We start from the raw sequence: 20,000 nt of genomic DNA, 5'->3' as shown, positions 1-20,000 counted from the left end.
CGGCGCGGACTCGGGCTCCGGCGCGGACTCGTCACGCTCACCGTCACCGCGACGACTACGGCGACAGCGTCCGCAGGAACTCCCAGGCGTACTGGGCCCGAGTCGGCCCGGCGTTCCAGTCCGAGCACTCGGGCATCCGCCTGGAGACCAGGTTCCACCCCGTGGACACCGCCCACGCGAGGTCGCCGAACTGGCCTGAGCACAGGCCGATGCGCCGAGCCCGCCGCCGCGCACAGGCGGCCGACTTCCGCTTCCTCATCACCATGGTCCGCTGGGAGGCGCCGTGATCCGCAGCAGATTCCGTAGATCCACTGTCAACGTTGCAGATGCCACGCAGGCAGGCGTCCCCAAGTTGATCCACGTCATCTGGATCGGCGAGAAGGCCTTCCCCTACCGGGACAACTTCCGCACCTGGAAGGAGCACAACCCCGACTACCAGGTCCGGCTCTGGACCGACAAGAACCTCCCCGTACTGCACAACCAGTGGGTCTACGACGCCCTCGCCGACCAGCCGCTCGCCATCCGGGCCGACCTTCTCCGCCTCGAACTCCTCGCCCGGTACGGCGGCATCTACACCGACGCCGACTCCTGGTGCACCCGGCCCCTCGCCCCGCTGGTCGACGGCCTGCCCCTGTTCGGCATGACCGGCAACAAGGGCAACGTCCAGAACGCCACCCTCGGCACCGTCCGGGACCACCCCGCCTACCGCCTGATGGTCGAAGGCGCCGGAGCGCACTACCTCCGCCTGGCCTACCAAAAGCGCAACACGACCGAGAAGTACGAGGTCTTCGACATCTTCGGCACCCGCTACATCACCCCCATACTGCGTGCCTTCCCTGACTTCACCCAGATCGACCAGGGCGCGGTCAAGGGAAATCGCCGCCTGATAGTCGTCGAGGGCCTGGACAAAATCAGCGAGGCATACATCGTCCACGCCAACGCCACCACCTGGAAAAAGCCGGGCAGCGACAACCGGCTCACACTCACACCGGCCCATCCCGGAATCGGGTGAACCCGGCCTTGAGGAGCCCGTCGACGTCGATGGCGTCGCGGACTTCCGCCCGGCCGTCCAGCGCAGCGATCTTTGTTCAGCCGGCACGGCCGGTGTCCACGAAGAGCCGACCTCCACGAACGTGCCTCGCTCATGGCAGGAATTGGCGCGTGAGCGTGTCCGATGCCCACCGCTCCCAACGCGTCGGTGACCAGCAGACCGTAGGTTTCCGGTTCCGCCGACAAGGCGTGTGGGCATTCCGACACGCCGGTTCATGGTCACTTCGTGCCCGCGGCTTCGGATCGCACCCGCACGAAGAGGGTCCGGACAGTGTCCGGAGCGTGACGAGTCACAGGCAGTGGGCCGCAGTGGCGTAGCGCACTATTGCAAGCAGGTGCTTGCAATAGTTAGCGGAGTTGGGGCAAGGTGGGGGTATGGCAACGCTCAACGTCGGCAATCTTGGTGAGTATCTGCGGGAGCAGCGGCGCAATGCGCAGCTGAGTCTGCGGCAGCTCGCCGAGGCCGCCGGGGTGTCCAATCCGTATCTGAGCCAGATCGAGCGCGGGCTGCGCAAGCCGAGCGCGGAGGTGTTGCAGCAGGTCGCCAAGGCCCTGCGGATCTCCGCCGAGACGCTGTATGTGCGGGCCGGGATCCTCGATGCCGAGCGGGACCGGGACGAGGTGGAGACGCGAGCCGTCATCATCGCCGACCCGACGCTCAGCGAGCGGCAGAAGCAGGTGCTGCTCCAGATCTACGAGTCCTTCCGCAAGGAGAACGGCTTCGAGATCAAGGCGGTCGAGGAATTCCAGGACGTTCAGGATGATCTGGATCCTCAGGGCATAACGGAAGGTCGGGTCACCGCCGTTGACAGGGCCCGCACGGCCGACGGCAGCGAGGCCGAGCAGTACGACCCGTACGACGAGGACAGCCGGCCCAAGAACACGAAGAACGACCGCAAGACCGACAAGGCCGATAAGGCCGACAAGGGTGACGAGAACGATCGCGGTGAACCGCACGGTCGGCAGTCCGCGAGCTGACCCGGGGCGACGGAGCCCCACCGCGGAGCAGCGGTCGTGCGCCGCCGCACAAACCCTCACATAAAACCCTCACTTAGCGATTCCGGGAGGACCATCGCCATGGCGATCACCGACGACCTGCGCAAGACCTTCAGCGACCCGACCCCGCTCTACTTCGCCGCCGGCACCGCCGACCTTGCCTTCCAGCAGGCCAAGAAGGTGCCCACGATCGTGGAGCAGATCCGCACCGAGGCCCCGTCCCGTATCGAGGCCGTCAAGCAGATCGACCCGAACGCCGTCCAGGAGAAGGCCGCCACCCGCGCCAAGGAGGCGCAGGAGACCCTTCAGAGCAAGGTCACGGAGTTCATCAGCACGCTCGACACCGACCTGAAGAAGATCGGTGAGACCGCTCAGGACTTCGCCCTGCGCGGTGTCGGCGTGGCCGCCGAGTACGCCGTCAAGGCGCGCGAGACCTACGAGAAGGTCGCCGAGCACGGTGAGCAGACCGTGAAGACCTGGCGCGGCGAAGCCGCCGAGGAGATCGAGGAGCTGGCGGCCGCCGTCGAGCCGAAGCCGGAGCCGGCCGAGGCCGCCGAGGCCAAGGACGAGAAGCCTGCCGAGGCCAAGTCCGAGCCCGCCGAGGCGAAGAAGACGGCCCCGGCCAAGAAGGCCCCGGCCGCTCGCAAGAGCACGGCCAAGAAGACGACGCCGCCCAGCAAGTAAGCGGCGTGTAGGGCGTTAACAGAGATTCACCCAGGCAAGAACCGTCGGGGACTCCGGGCACTATCGGAGTCCCCGACCCGTTCTCCGGGTACGGTGACGGCGTAGAGACGACTCGACTGGGTGGTGGGCACAGTGCTGATGACGGCATTCGGCGGCTTCATGTCGCTGCTCTTCCTCGCCATGCTGGTGCTCGCCGTGGTGGCGCTGGCGCTGGCGGCGATGGCCCGCGAGGACGCGTATCGCGCGGCCGACAAGAAGACCAAGCCGTTCTGGCTGATCATTCTCGGTGTCACGGTGGCCGTGAACCTGCTGGTGCCGATCCTGTTCCTGCAGATCGCCGGCCTCATCGCCACGATCGTCTTCTTCGTGGACGTGCGGCCCGCGATCAAGCAGGTCTCGGGCGGCGGCGGCCGTCCAGGGGGAAGCAGCAGCGACGGTCCGTACGGGCCTTATAACGGCGGACGCTGAAGCGTCGTACGGGGTCGGATGCGACCGCGCCCCGTAAGGGGCGCGGGGCTGTGTCAATCTGCGGCTCCGCCGTGGGGGAGCGACCAGCCGCGACGGACCCGCAGCTTCGAACCGCATTCCCAGCGGAGCGCTAAGGCGTGCGGCCTGGCGCACTCCTTACGGCCCCCGGTCGAGCAGCAGTACCGCCACGTCGTCCGTCAGCTCCCCGCCGTTGAGGTCCCGGACCTCGTTCACGGCCGCCCTCAGGAGTTCCTCGCCGCTCAGGCCCTGTGCCAGCTGGCGACGGACCATGTCGACCATCCGCTCCTGGCCCAGCCGCTCCTTGCCCGCGCCGATCCGGCCCTCTATCAGGCCGTCCGTGTAGAGCATCAGGCTCCACGCGCCGCCCAGCTCCACCTGCCGGCGCGGCCAGCGGGCGTTCGGCAGCAGGCCGAGGGCCGGGCCGCCGCTCTCGTACGGGAGCAGTTCGGCGACGTGGCCGGAGCGGGCGATCAGCGGGGTGGGGTGTCCGGCCAGGCACAGGCCGGCGCGGCGGCCGTCCGGTGCGATGTCCACCGTGCAGAGCGTCGCGAAGATCTCGTCGCTGTCCCGCTCGTGCTCCAGGACCTGCTGGAGCGTGCCGAGCAGTTCGTCGCCGCACAGGCCGGCCAGCGTGAGCGCGCGCCAGGCGATGCGCAGCTCCACGCCGAGCGCCGCCTCGTCGGGGCCGTGCCCGCAGACGTCGCCGATCATGGCGTGCACGGTGCCGTCCGGGGTGCGCACGGTGTCGTAGAAGTCGCCGCCGAGCAGTGCGCGCGAGCGGCCGGGCCGGTAGCGCGCGGCGAACCGCAGTGAGGAGCCCTCCAGGAGGGGCGTGGGGAGCAGGCCGCGGTGCAGGCGGCGGTTCTCCTGGGCGCGCACCCGGCCCTCGGCGAGCCGCCGCTCGGCGGTGTCCGACCGTTTTCGCTCCACCGCGTACCGGATCGCGCGGCTGAGCAGCCGGCCGTCCAGCTCGTCGCGGAAGAGGTAGTCCTGGGCGCCGACGCGCACAGCCTCCGCGCCGCGCTCGGCGTCCCCGGACGCGGTGAGCGCGAGGACGGCGTGCCGGGGCGCGAGCCGCAGTACGTGCTTGAGCGTGGCCAGCTCGTCGTCGCCCTCGACGGCCCGGCCGGGCGCCGGCAGCGCGAGGTCGAGCAGGATGCAGTGGACGTCATCGGTGAGCAGCCGCCCGGCCTCGGTGAGGTTGCGGGCGGTACGGACCCGGATCGGCTTGCCGGCCGAGTCGAGCAGCTCGGGCACGCTCAGCGAACCGGCCGGGTCGTCCTCGATGACGAGCAGCGTCAGCGGGGTACTGCCGGCCAGGTCGCCGGTGTCGCGCGTGGCCGAGGGTGGCGCCTGACCGGCCGGGGCGCCCGGTGTGGACGCGGTGCCGGCCATGGCGTCGACTTTGGAGGCGGCGCGAGCCTGACCACCTTCCACGGCCGGGATCGCTCTCTGCCGCGGTACGGGTATGGGCATCGTCTTGGTTCCTTCCCTCCCCCCGAGGGCACGGTGGGACAAGGGGTCTCGCCCACCGACGGGGACCATAGCGTCAGCTGCCGCCACATAGGAATGGCGTAAAGCGTTCGGTGCGGAAAACCGCCCCTGTCATATGCCGCATCCCGTAACGGATTTGGACATCAGTTGGCTCTGCCGGTAATGACGAACGTCACGTTGCCGGGGTTGAGCGGAGCCCCGGAACGTGCTGCACGTCACGTGGGGCGCGTCACGTATCAGGGGTCGCGGCAGGGGCTTAGAGCTCCGGACAGAATGGGCGCCCGGCTCGCGACGTCTGACACGCACTCCCCCACTGCCTTAAGGGCGTGGGTGGACCCCAGCCGCGTTGCCAAAAGGCCCTAGTAGCTCCTCCCTCACTCTCGGCTTCGCTCGAGCGGGGGGACCCCCATCGAGGACCTTCCGGCGCCTTGCGATCGCACGCACCAGACGCCGCAAGCTGATCGGACTCCCATTCTGTCCGGAGCTCTTACGGCAGGGGTCACCGTCCGTACGCCTCACGCAGCCGGACGCACGACCCCCAGGATCGGCATGGACCCCGCACCCGCGATCGTCACCGGCCGCCCCGGCCGTGGGGCGTGGATGATCGCGCCGTCGTCTATGTAGATCGCCACATGGCTGGCGTCGGCGTTGTAGATGATGAGGTCGCCCGGGCGCATGTCCTTGACGTCGACGCGGTCGAGCTGCTTCCACTGCTCCTGCGAGGTACGCGGGATGGCCTGGCCGGCCGCCGCCCACGCCTGCGAGGTCAGCCCGGAGCAGTCGTACGTCGCCGGACCCTCGGCGCCCCATTCGTACGGTTTGCCCAGCTGCTCCGTCGCGTACTGGACGGCCTTCTTGCCCGCGGCCGTCGCCTCGCCCTTGGCCTCCTCGAGCACACCGGTGTCCAGCCAGGCCGTCTGTGCCCTGGCCGCGGCCTCCCGCTCCAGCTCGGCCAGCCGCTCCTTCTCGTCCTTCTCCAGCTCCGACTCGAGCTTCTCGGCGGCGGCGATCTGCTTCGTGACCTTCTTCTTGGCCTCGGCCTTGGCCTTGCGGTTGCCCTCCAGCTTCTGCCACTGGGCCGAGGCGTCCTTCGCGTACTGCTTCAAGTCCCGCTGCGTACGCGCCATTTCGGCGAGCATGCCCTTGGTCGCCTGCTCGCCCTGGCGCATCCGGCCCGCTCCGTTCAGGTACTCCTGCGGGTCGTCGCTGAGCATCAGCTGTGCCTCGGGCGGCAGTCCGCCGCTGCGGTACTGGGCGCGGGCCGCGGCGCCCGCCCGGTCCTTCAACCTGTCCAGCTTCGCCTGGCCCTCGACGATCGCGCGGGCCAGCTCGACGATCTGGGCGGACTGCTTCTCGGTCTTCTCCTCCGCCGCGTTGTACGCGTCCGTGGCGACCGCCGCGTCGTGGTAGAGCTTGTCCAGCTTCTTGCGGATCGCCTCAAGGTCCTTGGTGCTCACGGGTTTTGAGGTCGGCGTCGGTGTTGGTGTCGGGTTCGGTGTCGGATTCGCGTACGCCACCCCGGGCGCTGCCATGATGACAGCCGCGCAGGCCAGGGCCATGGTCGCCGTGGTCAGGCTCCGCTTGCCCGCTCCCATGCTCCGCTCCCCAAGCTGATTTACCGTCAGTAACTTACGGATGTCTCGGGGGATGGTGCCATGACGCCCCGCAATCCGACAGAGGCACGCGAGGACTCCCCCAACTCCCCTCGGGCCCCCGCTCACTCGGCAACTCCCCTCGGGTCCCTGCCCACTCGACGATGATCTCCCTGCCCATGTGACGAACGACTCGCGGAGATCGTTCCCGCCGCATCAGCACACGCCGATCACGGGCGCGGGGTCACCGGTGCGGGATCGCGGGGATTGTGTGCGGGATGACAGCCGGGGCCACCGGACTACCCGCGAGGCGCCAACGCCCCCCACCGCACGGTCACTTCGCCCTGCCGCCAGCGCGTCACCCCGTCCGTCACCGGCCAGTCGGCCGCCAGATCGCGTACGGCGCGTATCCAGCGCTGCCGGGCGCCGTACGAGGCGTAGGGTGCCGCTGCCGCCCAGGCGCGGTCGAAGTCGCGCAGGAAGGCGTGCACCGGTTCGCCCGGGATGTTGCGGTGGATGAGCGCCTTGGGGAGGCGTTCGGCGAGGTCGGAGGGGCGGTCCAGGGAGCCGAGGCGGGTGGCGAACGTGACGGTGCGCGGGCCCTCGGGGCCGAGCGCGACCCACACGTGCCGTCGGCCGATCTCATCGCAGGTGCCCTCGACGAGGAGCCCACCGCGTGAGTTGGCGTACGCCGGCGCGAGGCGGGCGCACAGCCGCGCCCAGACCTTGGCGACCTCCGCCTCCTCGTACTGGCGCAGCACGTTCGCCGCGCGGATCAGCAAGGGCCGCTCCGGGAGCGGGATCTCGAAACCGCCGTGCCGGAAGGCGAGCCCCTCGCGCTCGTGCGGCCGCGCCGCCGCGACCCGGGCAGGATCGATCTCGACACCGACCACGCGCGCGCGTGGAGCGACGGTACGCAGCCGCTTGAGCAGTTCCACCGGGGTCCAGTGGGCGGCCCCGTAACCGAGGTCGACCGCCACCGCGTCGCCGGCCCGGCGCAGTTCGGCGCCGTGGACCGCGGCGATCCAGCGGTCCATGCGCCGCAGCCGGTTGGGGTTGGTGGTCCCGCGCGTCACCGTGCCCATGGGGCGGGGCGCTGCGCGGGATGTCATGCGTACGAGGGTAGAGGGCGGCTCTGACAGCGGGCCCCTGGTGCAGCTGTTATCCCCTCTACGCACGGCGGCCTCGAACGGTTGAGCGAGATTCGGCAATGATTCGGTAAAGAGGAAATGGAGCGGGGCGCTCCGGTGTTCCGGCTTTGGAGGGCACTCCAGGCCCTCCGGTCCGGCATGCCCGCAGCAAGGAGGAATGCCACGTGAGCCAGTACGTGAGCAGGCTCGGGCGTCGCTCACCGGCGGCACCCTCAAGGCTCAGGCTGCACCGCAGGCCACGCCGCGTCGCGATGCTCTCCGTGCACACCTCACCGCTGCACCAGCCCGGCACGGGCGACGCCGGCGGCATGAACGTCTACATCGTGGAGCTGGCCCAGCGCCTCGCCGCGATCAACATCGAGGTCGAGATCTTCACGCGCGCGACGACCGGGGGCCTGCCACCCAAGGTGGAACTCGCGCCTGGCGTCCTCGTACGCCACGTCGACGCAGGCCCCTACGAAGGCCTTGCCAAGGAGGACCTGCCCGCCCAGCTGTGCGCCTTCACGCACGGCGTGATGCAGGCCTGGGCCGGCCACCGCCCCGGTTACTACGACCTGGTGCACTCGCACTACTGGCTCTCCGGCCACGTCGGCTGGCTGGCCGCCGAACGCTGGGGCGCCCCCCTGGTGCACGCCATGCACACCATGGCGAAGGTCAAGAACGCCGCCCTGGCCGAGGGCGACAGCCCCGAGCCCGCCGCCCGCGTCATCGGCGAGACCCAGATCGTCCGCGCCGCCGACCGCCTCATCGCCAACACCTCCGAAGAGGCCGACGAACTCGTACGCCACTACGACGCCGACCCCGGCAAGGTGGCGGTCGTCCACCCCGGCGTGAACCTCGACCGCTTCCGCCCCGCCGACGGCCGCGCCGCCGCCCGCGCCCGCCTCGGCCTCCCGCAGGACGCCCTGATCCCTCTCTTCGCGGGCCGCATCCAGCCCCTGAAGGCCCCCGACGTACTGCTGCGCGCGGTAGCCGTCCTACTGGAGGAGCGTCCCGACCTCCGCTCGAAAATCATCGTCCCTGTAGTGGGCGGTCCGAGCGGCAGCGGCCTCGCCAAGCCCGAGGGCCTGCAGAAACTCGCCGCCCGCCTGGGCATTGCCGACGTCGTCTGTTTCCACCCGCCCGTCGGCCAGGACCAGCTCGCGGACTGGTTCCGGGCCGCGTCCGTCCTCGTGATGCCCTCCTACAGTGAGTCGTTCGGGCTCGTCGCCGTAGAGGCGCAGGCGAGTGGCACTCCAGTGCTCGCGGCGGCGGTGGGCGGACTCCCCGTCGCCGTACGCAACAAGGAGACCGGCATTTTGGTCCCCGGCCACGATCCCGTCGACTACGCGCGCGTGCTGCGCGATTTCGCCGACAATCGCGCCCTCCCGGAGCGGATGGGCACAGCCGCCGCCGGGCACGCCAAGTCCTTCGGCTGGAACACCGCGGCCGCGGCCACGGCGGACGTCTACACGGCGGCGATCCACGACCACCGCCGTCGCGTACGCTCCCACCATGGCTGACGTACGGCAGGCCGCACAGGTCGTCGAGGGAGTCCTCAAGGACGCCGAACTCGAGTGGGAGAGCCCCGAACCCGGCACCTACGTAGTGAAGCTCCCCGGCACCCGCAAGCTCTCCACGACCGTCTCACTGATCGTCGGCAGACACTCCCTCTCGCTCAACGCCTTCGTGATCCGGCACCCCGACGAGAACGAGTCCGGCGTCCACCGCTGGCTCCTGGAGCGCAACCTCAAGCTCTATGGCGTCAGTTACGCCGTCGACCCGCTCGGAGACATCTACGTCACCGGCAAACTCCCCCTATCCGCCATCACCCCCGAGGAGATCGACCGACTGCTCGGCTCGGTCCTGGAGGCCGCCGACGGCGGTTTCAACACCCTCCTGGAGCTCGGTTTCGCGTCCGCGATCCGCAAGGAGTACGCCTGGCGGGTGTCGCGCGGCGAATCGACGCGCAACCTGGACGCGTTCGCGCATCTCACGAAACCGCGCGGCGACTGACTCCTGGTCCACATCAGGCAGTACGGGCGTACCGGCCCGGAGTCACGCCCACCAACCGCTTGAAGTGGCGCGTCAGATGGGACTGGTCGTAGAAGCCGGTCGCGGTGGCCACCTCGCTCGGCGGGCGACCCTCCAGGAGCAGGCGGCGGGCGCGGTCGACGCGGCGGGAGTTCACGTACTGGTGCGGGGCGATACCGAAGGCCGCGCTGAACGCCCGTACCAGATGGGCCGGATGGGCATGCACCAGCCGCGCGGCCTCGTCCAACGCGATGCCCGGGACGAGGCGGGCGTCGAGGAGTTCGCGCAGCGTGTGCGCGATGCCGTGGTCCGCCGACGGCCGTTCCCCGGTCAGCCGGGGCCGCAGATGCCCGCGCAGCCGCTCGCCGATGAGCGCGAGCCGGCTCGCGGCCTCCAACTCGTCACCCGGGTGCCTCAGGGCCGAGTGCAGTTGCCCAACTCGGGTGCGCAGTACGGGATCCGCCAGGTCCGGGCCGTCCACCGCCGGGCCGATGAAGCTCTCGTCGAGCTGGGTCGCGTCCAGGTAGATGACGCGCTTGCGGAAGCCGTGCGGGGTCGCGGGGGAGCCGTTGTGCGGCACGTGCGGCGGGAGCAGGGTGACCGTGTCGTGCGGGGTGCCGTGCTCGTGCCGGTCGAGGTCGTAGCGTACGGCGCCGTCGTCGACGATCAGCAGGGTCCACGCGTCGTGTACGTGCATGGGGTACGCGTACTCGGTGAAGTGGGCGTGGAACACCTCCACGACACCCGGGACACGCGGGCGCCAGGCGGACACTTCCTGCCGGGACACCATGCAAGAAACGTACAAGACCGGGGCGTACGACTGCCGTCAGTCTCGTCCCATGGACAACGAACCCATCCGCTTCGAGACCAAAATCGCCGTACTCCTGAGGGACGACCTGGAGTCCTGGCAGCGCCTGAATGTGACCGCCTTCCTGGTCAGCGGCCTGGGGACAGAGCTGCCCGAGGTGATCGGGGAGCCGTACGAGGACGCCGACGGAACCCCGTACCTCCGGATGTTCCGCCAGCCCGTGATGATCTTCGAAGGCTCCAAGGAGACCCTGACCGCGGCCCACAGCCGTGCCCTCACCCGCGCCCTGCCCCGCTCGGTCTTCACGTCCGACCTGTTCACCACGGGCAACGACCGGGACAACCGCGCGGCCGTACGGGCCGTCGCCGCGGGGGAGTTGGACCTGGTGGGTCTCGCGGTGTACGGGCCGCGCAACGGCGTGGACAAGGTGGTGAAGGGGGCGCGGATGCATCCCTGAGGTCCTGGCCTGGTCCCGTTGCCGGCCCTCAGCGCTCGAACCACTTCCCTCCCTCGCCGCTGAACCCGGCCGCGATCCCGATGGCGAAGGCCATGCCGACGGCGTAGGAGGGGGTGGCGGTGGCGGCCAGCCCGATCAGGCCGCTGAGCACCGCGAACGCCTCGATGACCAGCACGGTGTTACGCACCCAGCCGTACCGCTTCGGCGCCAGGGCGGCGCAGGTGACCAGTACGAGCGCCAGGACGATGGAGATGTATGCCAGCGGCCGCATCAGTCCGTCGACGTCCTGGCCGTGGTCGAGCCGGTCGTTCACCTCGGACAGGATGAAAACCCCGCCGAGACCATTGAAGACAGCCTGAATCCACACCCCCGCCACGGCGACCTTGACATTGACCGGCATACGCACCGGCGCTCCAGTGACCATGGGCCCTCACCCTTCCCGTCTTCCCATAAGCGCCGACGACGCAGCGCAACCGCCCATCCAGCAGCCCCTGAACTATGGGGGGTTGAGGTGGGGAGGGGTCCCGGGCGCCGGGTTGCTCAGGCTGCGGTGGCCTCCGTCGGTGCGGACGTGGTCCTCGAGGCCGACTCGTCCTCCTCCGGCAGCCGCCGCATCAGCACCCAGTACCCGACCCCCGCCACCGTCCCCACCACCGCACACGTCCCCCACAGCCACTCCGCCCCGAACCAGTCGATGATCCCGCCCGCCATCAGCGGTGCGACGAGGCTGGCCACCGGCCAGGACGACGCATGGACGCCCTGGTAGCGGCCCCGGCCGTGCAGCGGGGAGAGGCGGACGACCAGGCCGATCTGGGTGGGCGCGTAGACGATCTCGGCGAGGGACCAGACGCACACCGTGAGCGCGAAGACTCCGACGGACCCGGCGAAGGCGGTGAGGCCGAGGCCGTACCCCGAGAGGAGGGACGAGATGACGAGCAGCCGCCTCGGATCCCGGTGCTCGATGAAGCGGGTGACGGGGATCTGGAGGACGACGATCAGTACGCCGTTGACGGCGATCGCCATGCCGTAGTCGGCGGGCGTGAACCCCGCCTGGCCCATCGCCACCGGCAGCCCCACCATGCCCTGCTGGAAGATCAGCGCGACGAGGAAGGACAGCCCGACCATGGCCATGAACCGGCCGTCGCGCATAACGGTGCCGAGGTTCACCTCCCCAGCCGCCTTTTCCTTCTCCGTACGTACGGGCCTGGATTCCGGCAACTTGGCGAAGACGACGATCGCGCAGACGAGCGTCATCCCGGCCTCGATCAGGAACCCGGCGAGATAGCTGTACTCGGCGATGAACCCGGCGGCCATCGACGAGATCGCGAACCCGAGGTTGATCGCCCAGTAGTTCAAGGACAAGGCCCGCACACGGTCCTCGGGCCGGACGATGTCGGCCACCATCGCCTGCACTGCGGGCCGGGAGGCGCTGCTGGTCGCGCCGACCAGGAAGGCGACGGCGGCGATCGCGACCGGGTGATGCACAAAGCCGAGCAGCGCGACGCTCGCGGCCGTCGACGACTGGGCGACGAGAAGGGTGGGCCGCCGTCCGAGCCGGTCGGTCATCACCCCCGCGCCGATGGAGGAGACGACCCCGCCGAGTCCGTGAAGTGCAACGACGAGACCGGCGTACGAGGCGGAGTAGCCGCGGTCGAGCGTGAGATACAGAGCCATGAAGGTCGCGACGAAGGCCCCGAGCCGGTTGACGAGCGTGCTGAGCCACAGCCACCAGAACGCGCGGGGTAAGCCGGAGACCGATTCGCGGACAGCGCGTTTCATGGCGGCGCGTGACATCGAGATCCCCCGGATGTAAGCGGCTAAGGCTCCCTATGTAACTTACAAGCGCCCCGCTCGGCCCGGCCACTCAATTGACGAACGCCGTCAACTGTCCGGCTGCCGGGCAGCCACACGACGGCTTGAGGGCGTCTATTACGCTCGGGGCATGGCCGACGCACCGTACAAGCTGATCCTCCTCCGCCACGGCGAGAGCGAATGGAACGCGAAGAACCTGTTCACCGGCTGGGTGGACGTCAACCTCAACGAGAAGGGCGAGAAGGAGGCAGTCCGCGGCGGTGAGCTGCTCAAGGACGCCGGCCTGCTGCCCGACGTCGTGCACACCTCCCTCCAGAAGCGCGCGATCCGCACCGCGCAGCTCGCGCTGGAGTCCGCCGACCGCCTCTGGATCCCGGTCCACCGCACCTGGCGCCTGAACGAGCGTCACTACGGCGCGCTCCAGGGCAAGGACAAGGCGCAGACGCTCGCCGAGTTCGGCGAGGAGCAGTTCATGCTGTGGCGCCGCTCGTACGACACGCCCCCGCCGCCGCTGGACCGCGACGCCGAGTACTCGCAGTTCGAGGACCCGCGCTACGCGACCCTCCCGCCGGAGCTGCGCCCGCAGACGGAGTGCCTCAAGGACGTCGTCGTCCGCATGCTCCCGTACTGGTTCGACGGCATCGTCCCGGACCTGCTCACCGGCCGCACGGTCCTGGTAGCGGCCCACGGCAACTCGCTGCGCGCCCTCGTCAAGCACCTCGACGGCATCTCGGACGCGGACATCGCGGGCCTGAACATCCCGACGGGCATCCCGCTGTCGTACGAACTCGACGGGGACTTCAAGCCGGTCAACCCGGGCGGTACATACCTGGACCCGGAGGCGGCTGCGGCGGCGATCGAGGCGGTCAAGAACCAGGGCAAGAAGAAGTAGGGTTGGTGATCATGCCCCTGACCTGCGCACATGGCGCGAGTCAGGGGCGTTTTCATGGCCTGGGCCCACTGTGGGCCCTCAGCGCCCCGGATCTTGCGGCCGGAGCGCGCGACCGATGGCGTTTCGGGCCCGGTCCCGGCTACTGGGCATGAGGTGCGCGTACACCTTCAGCGTCAGCCCCGGGTCGGAGTGTCCGAGGTACTCGCTGACGGCCTTGATGCTCTCGCCGGCGTCCAGGAGAACGGACGCGTAGAAGTGCCGGAGGGCGTGCATGCCGTGCTCGCGAGCGGCCTCGTGCTCGCGGCTCTTGGCCTTGGGGATGACGCCCACCTTCGCGAGGGCGGGCTTCCAGTGGTCCTCATTCAGCGACGTACGCCAGACGTGCCCGCCGCGCGGCCCGCTGAAGATGAGCCGCTTGGTCACGGGCTGGCCGCTCGCGCGCATCCACGGCAAGGTGACCTCGACCGGTGGGAAGCGCTTGATGTGCTCTTGGAGAGCCTCCGCCACGGGATCGGGAAGAGGCACGTCCCGGAGCTTGCCGCCCTTGGGAGGCGCGAACACGGGCTTGCTCAGGCTCAGCTTGAGTTGCTGCACCACGTGCAGGGTGCCGCTGTCGAAGTCCAGCTCATCGACGCACAGTCCGAGAATCTCACCCTGTCGCAGTCCGCATCCGGCGCCCATGTCGACCATGGTCCGGAAGCGCTCAACCATGGCGTCACGGACGGCGAAAACGCGGTCCGGCTGCCAGGGGACGACACGGCGCGTGCCCATCTCGGGGAGCGTCACCGTGCGCGAGTTGCATGGGTTCCGGCGCAGGTAGCCGTCCTCCACCGCTGCGGAGAGGACAGCGCGGACATTGGAGAAAATCACGCGGGCATACGCGCCGGACATGCCGGAGGCTTCGAGCTGCGTCACGAACTCGCGGATGTGGCTCGGCTGGAACGACCCCAGCGCGCGCGAGCCGATGCGCGGGAAGGCGTGCAGGCTGAGCTGAGACTGCATCGACGCTCGGGTGTTCGGGTCGCCGCTCTGGCTCGCCAACCACCCTTCCGCGAATTCCTGGAAGGATGTCCGGGACGCGTTCGGGTCGATGTAGTCGCCGCGAGCCACGTCCGCAGCCATCTTGGTCAGCCACTGCTCGGCGAGCCGCTTCTGTCCGTCGGCGAACGACTTGCTCTTGCGCTTGCCGTCGGGCGCGAAGTAGCGGGCCCTGTAGCGCATGCCGGTTCCGTACCGGGCTGTTTTGACCTTGCGGGTCTTGCCGTCGGCGTCGGTCTCGTTCTTGAACCAGCGGTCTTGGATGCTGCCTGCCATGTGGGGCGTAGTCCCTTCTGAGCATGGGACGGGGAGGGCCACGGTGCGGCCCTCCCCGGGGAGTTGGGTGGTGCGGGGTGCGGCAGCCTCAGGCCGCGTCTTCGAGGGCGGTGAGTTCGGCCTCCCATGCCTGTACGGCGGCAGGGTTGAAGCGGAGGTAGCGTCCGACGCGGAAGCCGGTTGGGCCGATGCGCTTGCGTCGCCACTGGTAGACGGTCTCGACGCTGGGGAGGCTGAACATGGTGACCAGGTCTTCGGGGGTGAGGTAGCGGTCCGGGAGTCCGCCGCGCAGGATGGCGCGTGGCTCGGTCGGCTCTTCGGTGGCCATGGCTGGTGACTCCTCATGTCTGTGGCGGGATTGGGTGAGGTGTCCTGCGGTGGTGTCTGGTGCCGAGGGTTGAGCGCAGAGGGGCCGGGAGCCTGCGTCTGTCCGAGGTGCGAATTTCTGCGTCACAGCGTCACGTGCGTCATCCAGGCTTCTGACCTGCAGGTTTTGCGTGACGCAGGGCGTTGGGGGTGCGTCACGGGAGACGCAGGCTGTCCGTCACGGTGACGCAGGTGACGCGGCGTGACGCAGAGAAGGGCCTTCTGCGTCACTGCCGTATGCGCAGGTCACTCGACGTTTTCCGGGCCCCCGTGACGCAGGTGACGCAGCGTTCCCTACTTAGGAAAAAAGAGGGGGTGTCTGTGGTGGTGCAGTGCGGCTCCGGGCGTGAAGAAGGAGCCGCTTCGCGGCGCGACCATCGCAGGGCGGCGCCGCCGCCGAACAGCAAGAGGAGCACGCCTGGCCGGTGGTGCTCCTCTTGCTCGTGCGGTCGGGGCGGTGCCGGTCAGAACGCCTGCTGCGCGTGCGGGGGCGCGGCCGGAGAGCGGGTCATCTCGATGTAGCGGCCCTCCCTGGTGCGGCCGGAGTCGATGAGGACTCCTCGGGCGGCCAGGGTCGGCTGGAGACGCTTGAGACGGTCGGAGAGGACTTTGCCGGTGGTCGGCCACCCCTTGGGCAGGGGACGGAAGTCCTCGCCGGTGTAGAGGCGGGTGAGGCAGTGCAGCCACTCCGTGGAGGTCATCCGCTGCTCTGCGCCCGGTTCGATGTCTGCGGCGTGCCGCAGGACGGTCTGCGCCAAGAGGTCACCCTCGATCACGTCGTCGTTGAGGTCGTCCAGACTGGCCCGGTAAGCGGTGAGCGCTCCGAAACCGGTGGCGGCGTCGAGCTGGGCGCACAGGTGCGCGAAGTCCGCCATCCGCAGGTCGGTCGGGGTCTCCGCCTCGACCGCACGGACCTTCACCGTGAGATCCAGGAGAGACCCGAGGACGACGGGCAGAACCTCCGCGTACTCCGCCCACAGTTCCGCCTCGGTGCGCCGGATGCGGGGGCGTTCCAGGCGCAGCGGCAGGAGTCGTTCGGCGAGGTCGGGGCGGATGACGCCGACGTCGATGCCGGTCAGGAGCAGGGGGCGGCGGTAGCGGGCGCGGAACACGTCTCCGTCGGTGAACAGAGCGCGTTTGACGTTCTCGGCGCCGGTGACGATGCAGCACATGGCGTCGGACAGGTCCGGGGTCATGTGGGAGAGATTGTCCAGGGCGGTGACCCATCCGGCGGCCACGGCCGCGATCAGGTTTTCTTCATCCTTCGGTGCGCGGCGCAGGTCGCCGCTCATGCCCTCGACGATCCGCACGAGCATGCGCCCGCCGGTGGACTTGCCGGCGCCCTGCGGCCCGGTGAGGAACGGGGCGGGGACGGGCACGGACGGCCCGAGACAGCCGATGAGCCAGGCGATGGCCAGGCACTCCGTCTCCGCGTTGGCGAAGTTGCACAGCCTCAGCAGGAGATCGATGCCCTTGCCGTCGGTGTCCTTGACCGGCAGGGGCAGCTCCCCGGTGAGCTGAGTGCGCCGCCAGCACACCTCGCGCGGGTCGGGGGTGAGGATGTCCCACCCGGTGGGGTGGATGCGGACGGACTGCCCGTCGGTGCGGCCCAGATCCAGCCAGGTCGCACCGTCGAATCCGGGGGCCACGCGGATGTGGACCGGCTGCACGTCCTCCGACAGCGCGAGCGCTTCGATCAAGTCCAACGCCTCCTTGAGCGCGGTGCCGTTGAACACGCCGTGCCCGTCGCGGAAGAGACCGACCATGAGTTCCTGGCGGTGGCTGCCCGTGGTGCCCTGGGAGCGGATCGGGCGGGCCACGGGGTGGCCGTTCTTCTGCGCGTACACGGTCCCGTCGGCGGTGCGGAAGTACCGGAAGTGCGCCTGTGCGTAGTCGGTGATGACCTCGCGGGCGGGATTCTTGTCGTCGTCGGACATGGTCACAGTCCCAACCTCGTGCGGGCGTTGGTCCATGCGTCGGTGCAGTGCCGGGGCGTTTCGCCCTTGGCCTGCGCGGCGGTGAACAGCCTGCTGATGTGGGTGTCGGTGAGGCAGCCGCACCGGCCGTGCGTGGACAGCACGGCGAGGAACGTCCGGTAGACGGTGGCGTGCACCGCCCCGCGGGCTTCGGTGATGCGCTGTTCTGCCATGGCGATGCCACGGTCCAGGTAGGCGGGCGTGCGATGGCGGCACTCCCCTTGCCTGGCCTGTGCGGGCACCGTGACGATCTGCGGCGCCGGCCGGACGGTGGGAGGTTCCCTCACGGCCAGCGCGCGCACGACGTCCGGCAGTGCCGTCATGGTGCCGGTGCCGGGACCGAGCCACCGCGCGTAGGCCATCGTGGACTTGACGTCCACGCCAGGCCGTACAGCGTTGGCGGACTGCATGACGCCCTGGTAGAGCCAGTGCTCACCCCTGGTGGTGCGCACGATTCGGGTGGCGGGCAGGCTCGCACGGGCCCACGCGATGGCTTCCGCGTTGTCCAGGTCGACGATGGTGAGGCCGGCGCCGCCGGGGTGGTAGGCCACAGCCGCCGCGTCCCGCCACGCCCGCGCCCAAGCAGGCGAGTTGATGACGCTCAGGTCGGTGGTGGCGGCGGCCCAACCGTGGCACGGCGCAGGGCACGTGCAGGGGCCGGAGGTCTTCATGTTCGGCCGGCCGCCGCACGCATTCTGTGCGCACGCCGGACAGTTCCCGAACGGCACCTTGCCCTTGCGCAGCGGCAGCGGAGGCAGTCCGTCGGACGCGAGAGCGAGGGCGGTTTGCAGGTGGCTGCTCATGCGGCGGTCCTCCCTTCCAGGGCGAGGAACTGGGTGGTGATCCACTGGGAGTAGGCGGGGGGTACGGCTTTTCGGGCTTCCTTGTTGGTCATCCAGGTGCAGCCCATGGCGTCGGCGTAGGCGCGTTCGCCCTTGTGCTCGAAGGCGAGCAGGTCTTTGCGGTGCCAGCACGGCGCGACCAGGTCCCCGCCGCCGCCCCACGAGGTCTCGAAAACGCGGTGGCGGCGGACGTTGAGGCCGAACTGGGTGCCGCACAGCAGGTAGTCCGGCCGCAGCAGTCCCGCCCACGCGGTCTCGGGGACGTTCTCGATGACCCACGGCCGTCCGGTCGCCTGCATCACCTCGCGGCCGGGGCCGATCAGGTCCGGGTGGTCGTCGGGGTTGCCGCGCCACTTGGTGACCTTGCAGTAGCGCTCGCACGGCCAGGAGCCGTGGACCAGGTCGAAGGTGTGGCCGTGTGCGGCGACGTAGTCGATGCCGTCGGCCTGGACGAAGGGGAAGGGGTAGTTCGGCATGGGGCGGATGTCGACGCCGACCACGTCGAAGCCGGCGAGGTAGTAGCCCATGGACAGGCCCCCGGCGCCGCAGCACACGTCCAGCAGCCGCAGTCCGTTGGGCCGCCGCAGCGGCAGCACGCGCGCGCTCATGCCGCCACCCCCGGCGCGGTCTGTGCGAGGAAGGCGCGGCCGATCCACTCCGCGTAGGCGGGCGGGATGGCCTCGGTCAGTTCCTCGCGCACGTCGGTCCACGTGATGCCCATCGCTTCCTGAAGCTCCGGGATGGACGGCTTGCCGCCGCCGTTGCCGTACGCGGCGACGTACGGGCCGTCGTAGTACTCGCCGTGCCGCCACCCGCGCACGCGGCCCCGGTGGGCGACGTGCGCCGGCCGGGCGACCGTCCAGCCGCCCAACTCGAAGTTGCGGTGCCGGATGACCCCGAGTCCGAACATCTCGCCGCACAGGGTGAGGTCTTTGCGGATCTTTGCGCGGCCGTTGGGCTGTTCGATGACGTAGGGCAGGCCGGTCTTGTCGAGGAGTTCACGGGTGGGCGCCACGAGGTCCTCGTGGGTGCCGCCCCAGCCCTGGGACCGGTTCGTGCCCACGGTCAGGGCGCACTTGTCCTGGCACGGCGGGGAGGCGTGCACGAACGCGTACCGCTCGATCTCCCCGGAGAGGATCAACGCGGCAAGCCGTTCGAGCGCATCGCCCCGGTACTGCGGGAACGGGTAGTTCGGCCGGTCGGCGATGTCGACGCCGTCCACGTCGAACCCCGCACGGTGGTAGCCCATGCCCGCGCCGCCGGCGCAGGAGAACACGTCCAGCGCGCGCGGCCGTGGGCCGCAGGGTCGCCGGATGTCGGTGGGTTGAGTCATGCTTGGAGACCTCCACAGGTCTGTATCTGGCAGGTGGACAAGGGCGGCCCCGCTTCATTGGCGTGAGTGGGGGGCCGCCCTTGGCGTAGCTAGCCGTGGAAGTGGTTGCGCTTGATGACGGCCTTGCGGATGTGGAAGGTGTTGCCGCCGCTGTGGCCGCCGGCGCTGAAGATCTGCACGGCGACCCAGCCGCCGAAGATGACCGCGGCCAGGATGATCAGCTTGGTGATGAACGCGGTCAGGGCCGCGATGAACGAGGTGAGCAGGACCAGTCCGCCGCACACCGCGGCGAACCCGATCCCTCCCAGAGCGATGTTCACCGCGGTGCGCGAGACGGTCTGTTTGGTGGCGATGGGTTCGGGTTTGGCGGGCTCGATGGCGTAGCCGGTGACGACCCGTCCATCGGGCAGGACGACGGACGCCACGGCCGGAACGGTGCCCGACTGCACGGGCATGAGCGGCGCCGGCTGCGTGGTGGTGATCGGGGTGGGGTGGTGGATTTCGACGGCCGCAGGCCGCTGCGGGATGTCCATCGGGCTCCCTCGAGGTGAGGTACGGGCCCGTGCCGGAGGCGGCGGCGGGCCCGTACGTGCGGGGTGTCAGGGAATGCAGGGCCTGACGCGTCAGGCGGGTGTCAGACGCGTCAGACGGCCTTCGCGCGCACGTATGACCCGTGCGGTGGGCCACTCACTACGTCAGGGGTGTCAGACGCGTCTGACGCGTCAGGCCGG

22 protein-coding genes are annotated in these 20,000 nt (G+C 69.6%); 8 read left to right on the top strand and 14 right to left on the bottom strand.

From position 1 onward, the window contains the following. Positions 1 to 55: 55 nt before the first annotated feature. The gene (locus ACYVO6_RS35050; protein WP_461068384.1) at positions 56 to 259 is read right to left on the bottom strand and encodes a hypothetical protein; all 204 of its coding nucleotides are present in this window, start codon (positions 257 to 259) and stop codon (positions 56 to 58) included. Between the two features lie 24 nt (positions 260 to 283). Between ACYVO6_RS35050 and ACYVO6_RS35045 the strand changes: the two genes are divergently transcribed. The 4 genes from ACYVO6_RS35045 (at position 284) to ACYVO6_RS35030 (ending at position 3,198) form a co-directional block, all read left to right on the top strand. After that, on the top strand, positions 284 to 1,012 hold the full coding sequence (locus tag ACYVO6_RS35045) for a glycosyltransferase family 32 protein (RefSeq protein ID WP_461068382.1): 729 nt from the start codon (positions 284 to 286) through the stop codon (positions 1,010 to 1,012). A 413-nt stretch (positions 1,013 to 1,425) separates the two neighbouring features. Continuing rightward, entirely contained in the window at positions 1,426 to 2,028 is a 603-nt protein-coding gene (locus ACYVO6_RS35040; protein ID WP_461068380.1) for a helix-turn-helix domain-containing protein, read from the top strand. 99 nt (positions 2,029 to 2,127) lie between these two features. Beyond that, positions 2,128 to 2,730, top strand: coding sequence for a hypothetical protein (locus ACYVO6_RS35035; RefSeq protein ID WP_461068378.1), 603 nt, complete (start codon positions 2,128 to 2,130; stop codon positions 2,728 to 2,730). A 138-nt stretch (positions 2,731 to 2,868) separates the two neighbouring features. After that, positions 2,869 to 3,198, top strand: coding sequence for a DUF2516 family protein (locus ACYVO6_RS35030; protein ID WP_461068376.1), 330 nt, complete (start codon positions 2,869 to 2,871; stop codon positions 3,196 to 3,198). Positions 3,199 to 3,354: 156 nt separating this feature from the next. On the opposite strand, the gene ACYVO6_RS35025 is transcribed toward ACYVO6_RS35030, so the two are convergent. The 3 genes from ACYVO6_RS35025 to ACYVO6_RS35015 form a co-directional block, all read right to left on the bottom strand. Next, positions 3,355 to 4,695, bottom strand: coding sequence for a PP2C family protein-serine/threonine phosphatase (locus ACYVO6_RS35025; protein WP_461068374.1), 1,341 nt, complete (start codon positions 4,693 to 4,695; stop codon positions 3,355 to 3,357). A gap of 533 nt (positions 4,696 to 5,228) precedes the next feature. Continuing rightward, the gene (locus ACYVO6_RS35020) at positions 5,229 to 6,308 is read right to left on the bottom strand and encodes a C40 family peptidase (protein ID WP_461068372.1); all 1,080 of its coding nucleotides are present in this window, start codon (positions 6,306 to 6,308) and stop codon (positions 5,229 to 5,231) included. A gap of 296 nt (positions 6,309 to 6,604) precedes the next feature. Next, complete coding sequence (locus ACYVO6_RS35015; RefSeq protein ID WP_461068370.1) at positions 6,605 to 7,417, bottom strand: class I SAM-dependent methyltransferase; 813 nt, start codon at positions 7,415 to 7,417, stop codon at positions 6,605 to 6,607. Positions 7,418 to 7,620: 203 nt separating this feature from the next. Here ACYVO6_RS35015 and mshA point away from each other — a divergent pair, with 203 nt between their 5' ends. After that, positions 7,621 to 8,958 (top strand): D-inositol-3-phosphate glycosyltransferase, encoded by a 1,338-nt coding sequence (mshA, locus tag ACYVO6_RS35010; protein WP_461068368.1) that lies wholly within the window; start codon positions 7,621 to 7,623, stop codon positions 8,956 to 8,958. After that, positions 8,951 to 9,451, top strand: coding sequence for a type III secretion system chaperone family protein (locus ACYVO6_RS35005; protein ID WP_461068366.1), 501 nt, complete (start codon positions 8,951 to 8,953; stop codon positions 9,449 to 9,451). The genes mshA and ACYVO6_RS35005 overlap by 8 nt, the downstream gene beginning before the upstream one ends. Positions 9,452 to 9,464: 13 nt before the next feature. On the opposite strand, the gene ACYVO6_RS35000 is transcribed toward ACYVO6_RS35005, so the two are convergent. Further along, entirely contained in the window at positions 9,465 to 10,259 is a 795-nt protein-coding gene (locus tag ACYVO6_RS35000; protein ID WP_461068364.1) for a helix-turn-helix transcriptional regulator, read from the bottom strand. 49 nt (positions 10,260 to 10,308) lie between these two features. On the opposite strand from ACYVO6_RS35000, the gene ACYVO6_RS34995 reads away from it, so the two are divergent. Continuing rightward, positions 10,309 to 10,734, top strand: coding sequence for a DUF2000 family protein (locus ACYVO6_RS34995; RefSeq protein WP_461068362.1), 426 nt, complete (start codon positions 10,309 to 10,311; stop codon positions 10,732 to 10,734). 28 nt (positions 10,735 to 10,762) lie between these two features. Here ACYVO6_RS34995 and ACYVO6_RS34990 read toward each other — a convergent pair whose 3' ends face one another. Both ACYVO6_RS34990 and ACYVO6_RS34985 read right to left on the bottom strand, forming a co-directional pair. Beyond that, entirely contained in the window at positions 10,763 to 11,158 is a 396-nt protein-coding gene (locus ACYVO6_RS34990) for a hypothetical protein (protein WP_461068360.1), read from the bottom strand. Positions 11,159 to 11,274: 116 nt separating this feature from the next. Continuing rightward, entirely contained in the window at positions 11,275 to 12,528 is a 1,254-nt protein-coding gene (locus tag ACYVO6_RS34985) for an MDR family MFS transporter (RefSeq protein ID WP_461068358.1), read from the bottom strand. 148 nt (positions 12,529 to 12,676) lie between these two features. Between ACYVO6_RS34985 and ACYVO6_RS34980 the strand changes: the two genes are divergently transcribed. Next, the gene (locus ACYVO6_RS34980; RefSeq protein ID WP_461068356.1) at positions 12,677 to 13,438 is read left to right on the top strand and encodes a phosphoglyceromutase; all 762 of its coding nucleotides are present in this window, start codon (positions 12,677 to 12,679) and stop codon (positions 13,436 to 13,438) included. Between the two features lie 78 nt (positions 13,439 to 13,516). Here the strand turns inward: ACYVO6_RS34980 and ACYVO6_RS34975 are convergent, their stop codons facing one another. From ACYVO6_RS34975 to ACYVO6_RS34945, 7 genes are all read right to left on the bottom strand, one after another. Further along, the gene (locus ACYVO6_RS34975; protein WP_461068354.1) at positions 13,517 to 14,752 is read right to left on the bottom strand and encodes a tyrosine-type recombinase/integrase; all 1,236 of its coding nucleotides are present in this window, start codon (positions 14,750 to 14,752) and stop codon (positions 13,517 to 13,519) included. Between the two features lie 88 nt (positions 14,753 to 14,840). Continuing rightward, positions 14,841 to 15,080, bottom strand: coding sequence for a helix-turn-helix transcriptional regulator (locus ACYVO6_RS34970; RefSeq protein WP_461068352.1), 240 nt, complete (start codon positions 15,078 to 15,080; stop codon positions 14,841 to 14,843). Positions 15,081 to 15,582: 502 nt separating this feature from the next. Next, positions 15,583 to 17,055, bottom strand: coding sequence for an ATP-binding protein (locus ACYVO6_RS34965; protein ID WP_461068600.1), 1,473 nt, complete (start codon positions 17,053 to 17,055; stop codon positions 15,583 to 15,585). A gap of 2 nt (positions 17,056 to 17,057) precedes the next feature. Then, positions 17,058 to 17,897, bottom strand: coding sequence for a bifunctional DNA primase/polymerase (locus ACYVO6_RS34960; RefSeq protein ID WP_461068350.1), 840 nt, complete (start codon positions 17,895 to 17,897; stop codon positions 17,058 to 17,060). Continuing rightward, positions 17,894 to 18,544 (bottom strand): DNA cytosine methyltransferase, encoded by a 651-nt coding sequence (locus tag ACYVO6_RS34955; RefSeq protein WP_461068348.1) that lies wholly within the window; start codon positions 18,542 to 18,544, stop codon positions 17,894 to 17,896. The genes ACYVO6_RS34960 and ACYVO6_RS34955 overlap by 4 nt, the downstream gene beginning before the upstream one ends. Beyond that, positions 18,541 to 19,269, bottom strand: coding sequence for a DNA methylase (locus ACYVO6_RS34950; RefSeq protein ID WP_461068346.1), 729 nt, complete (start codon positions 19,267 to 19,269; stop codon positions 18,541 to 18,543). Before ACYVO6_RS34950 ends, ACYVO6_RS34955 begins: the two co-directional genes overlap by 4 nt. An 89-nt stretch (positions 19,270 to 19,358) precedes the next feature. Further along, entirely contained in the window at positions 19,359 to 19,802 is a 444-nt protein-coding gene (locus tag ACYVO6_RS34945) for a hypothetical protein (RefSeq protein WP_461068345.1), read from the bottom strand. Between the last annotated feature and the right edge of the window lie 198 nt (positions 19,803 to 20,000).

It is taken from the genome of Streptomyces pseudoechinosporeus (assembly GCF_054783935.1).
The sequence above is the reverse complement of the archived record's forward strand: the minus strand, read 5'-3'. Positions and strand labels throughout refer to the sequence as shown.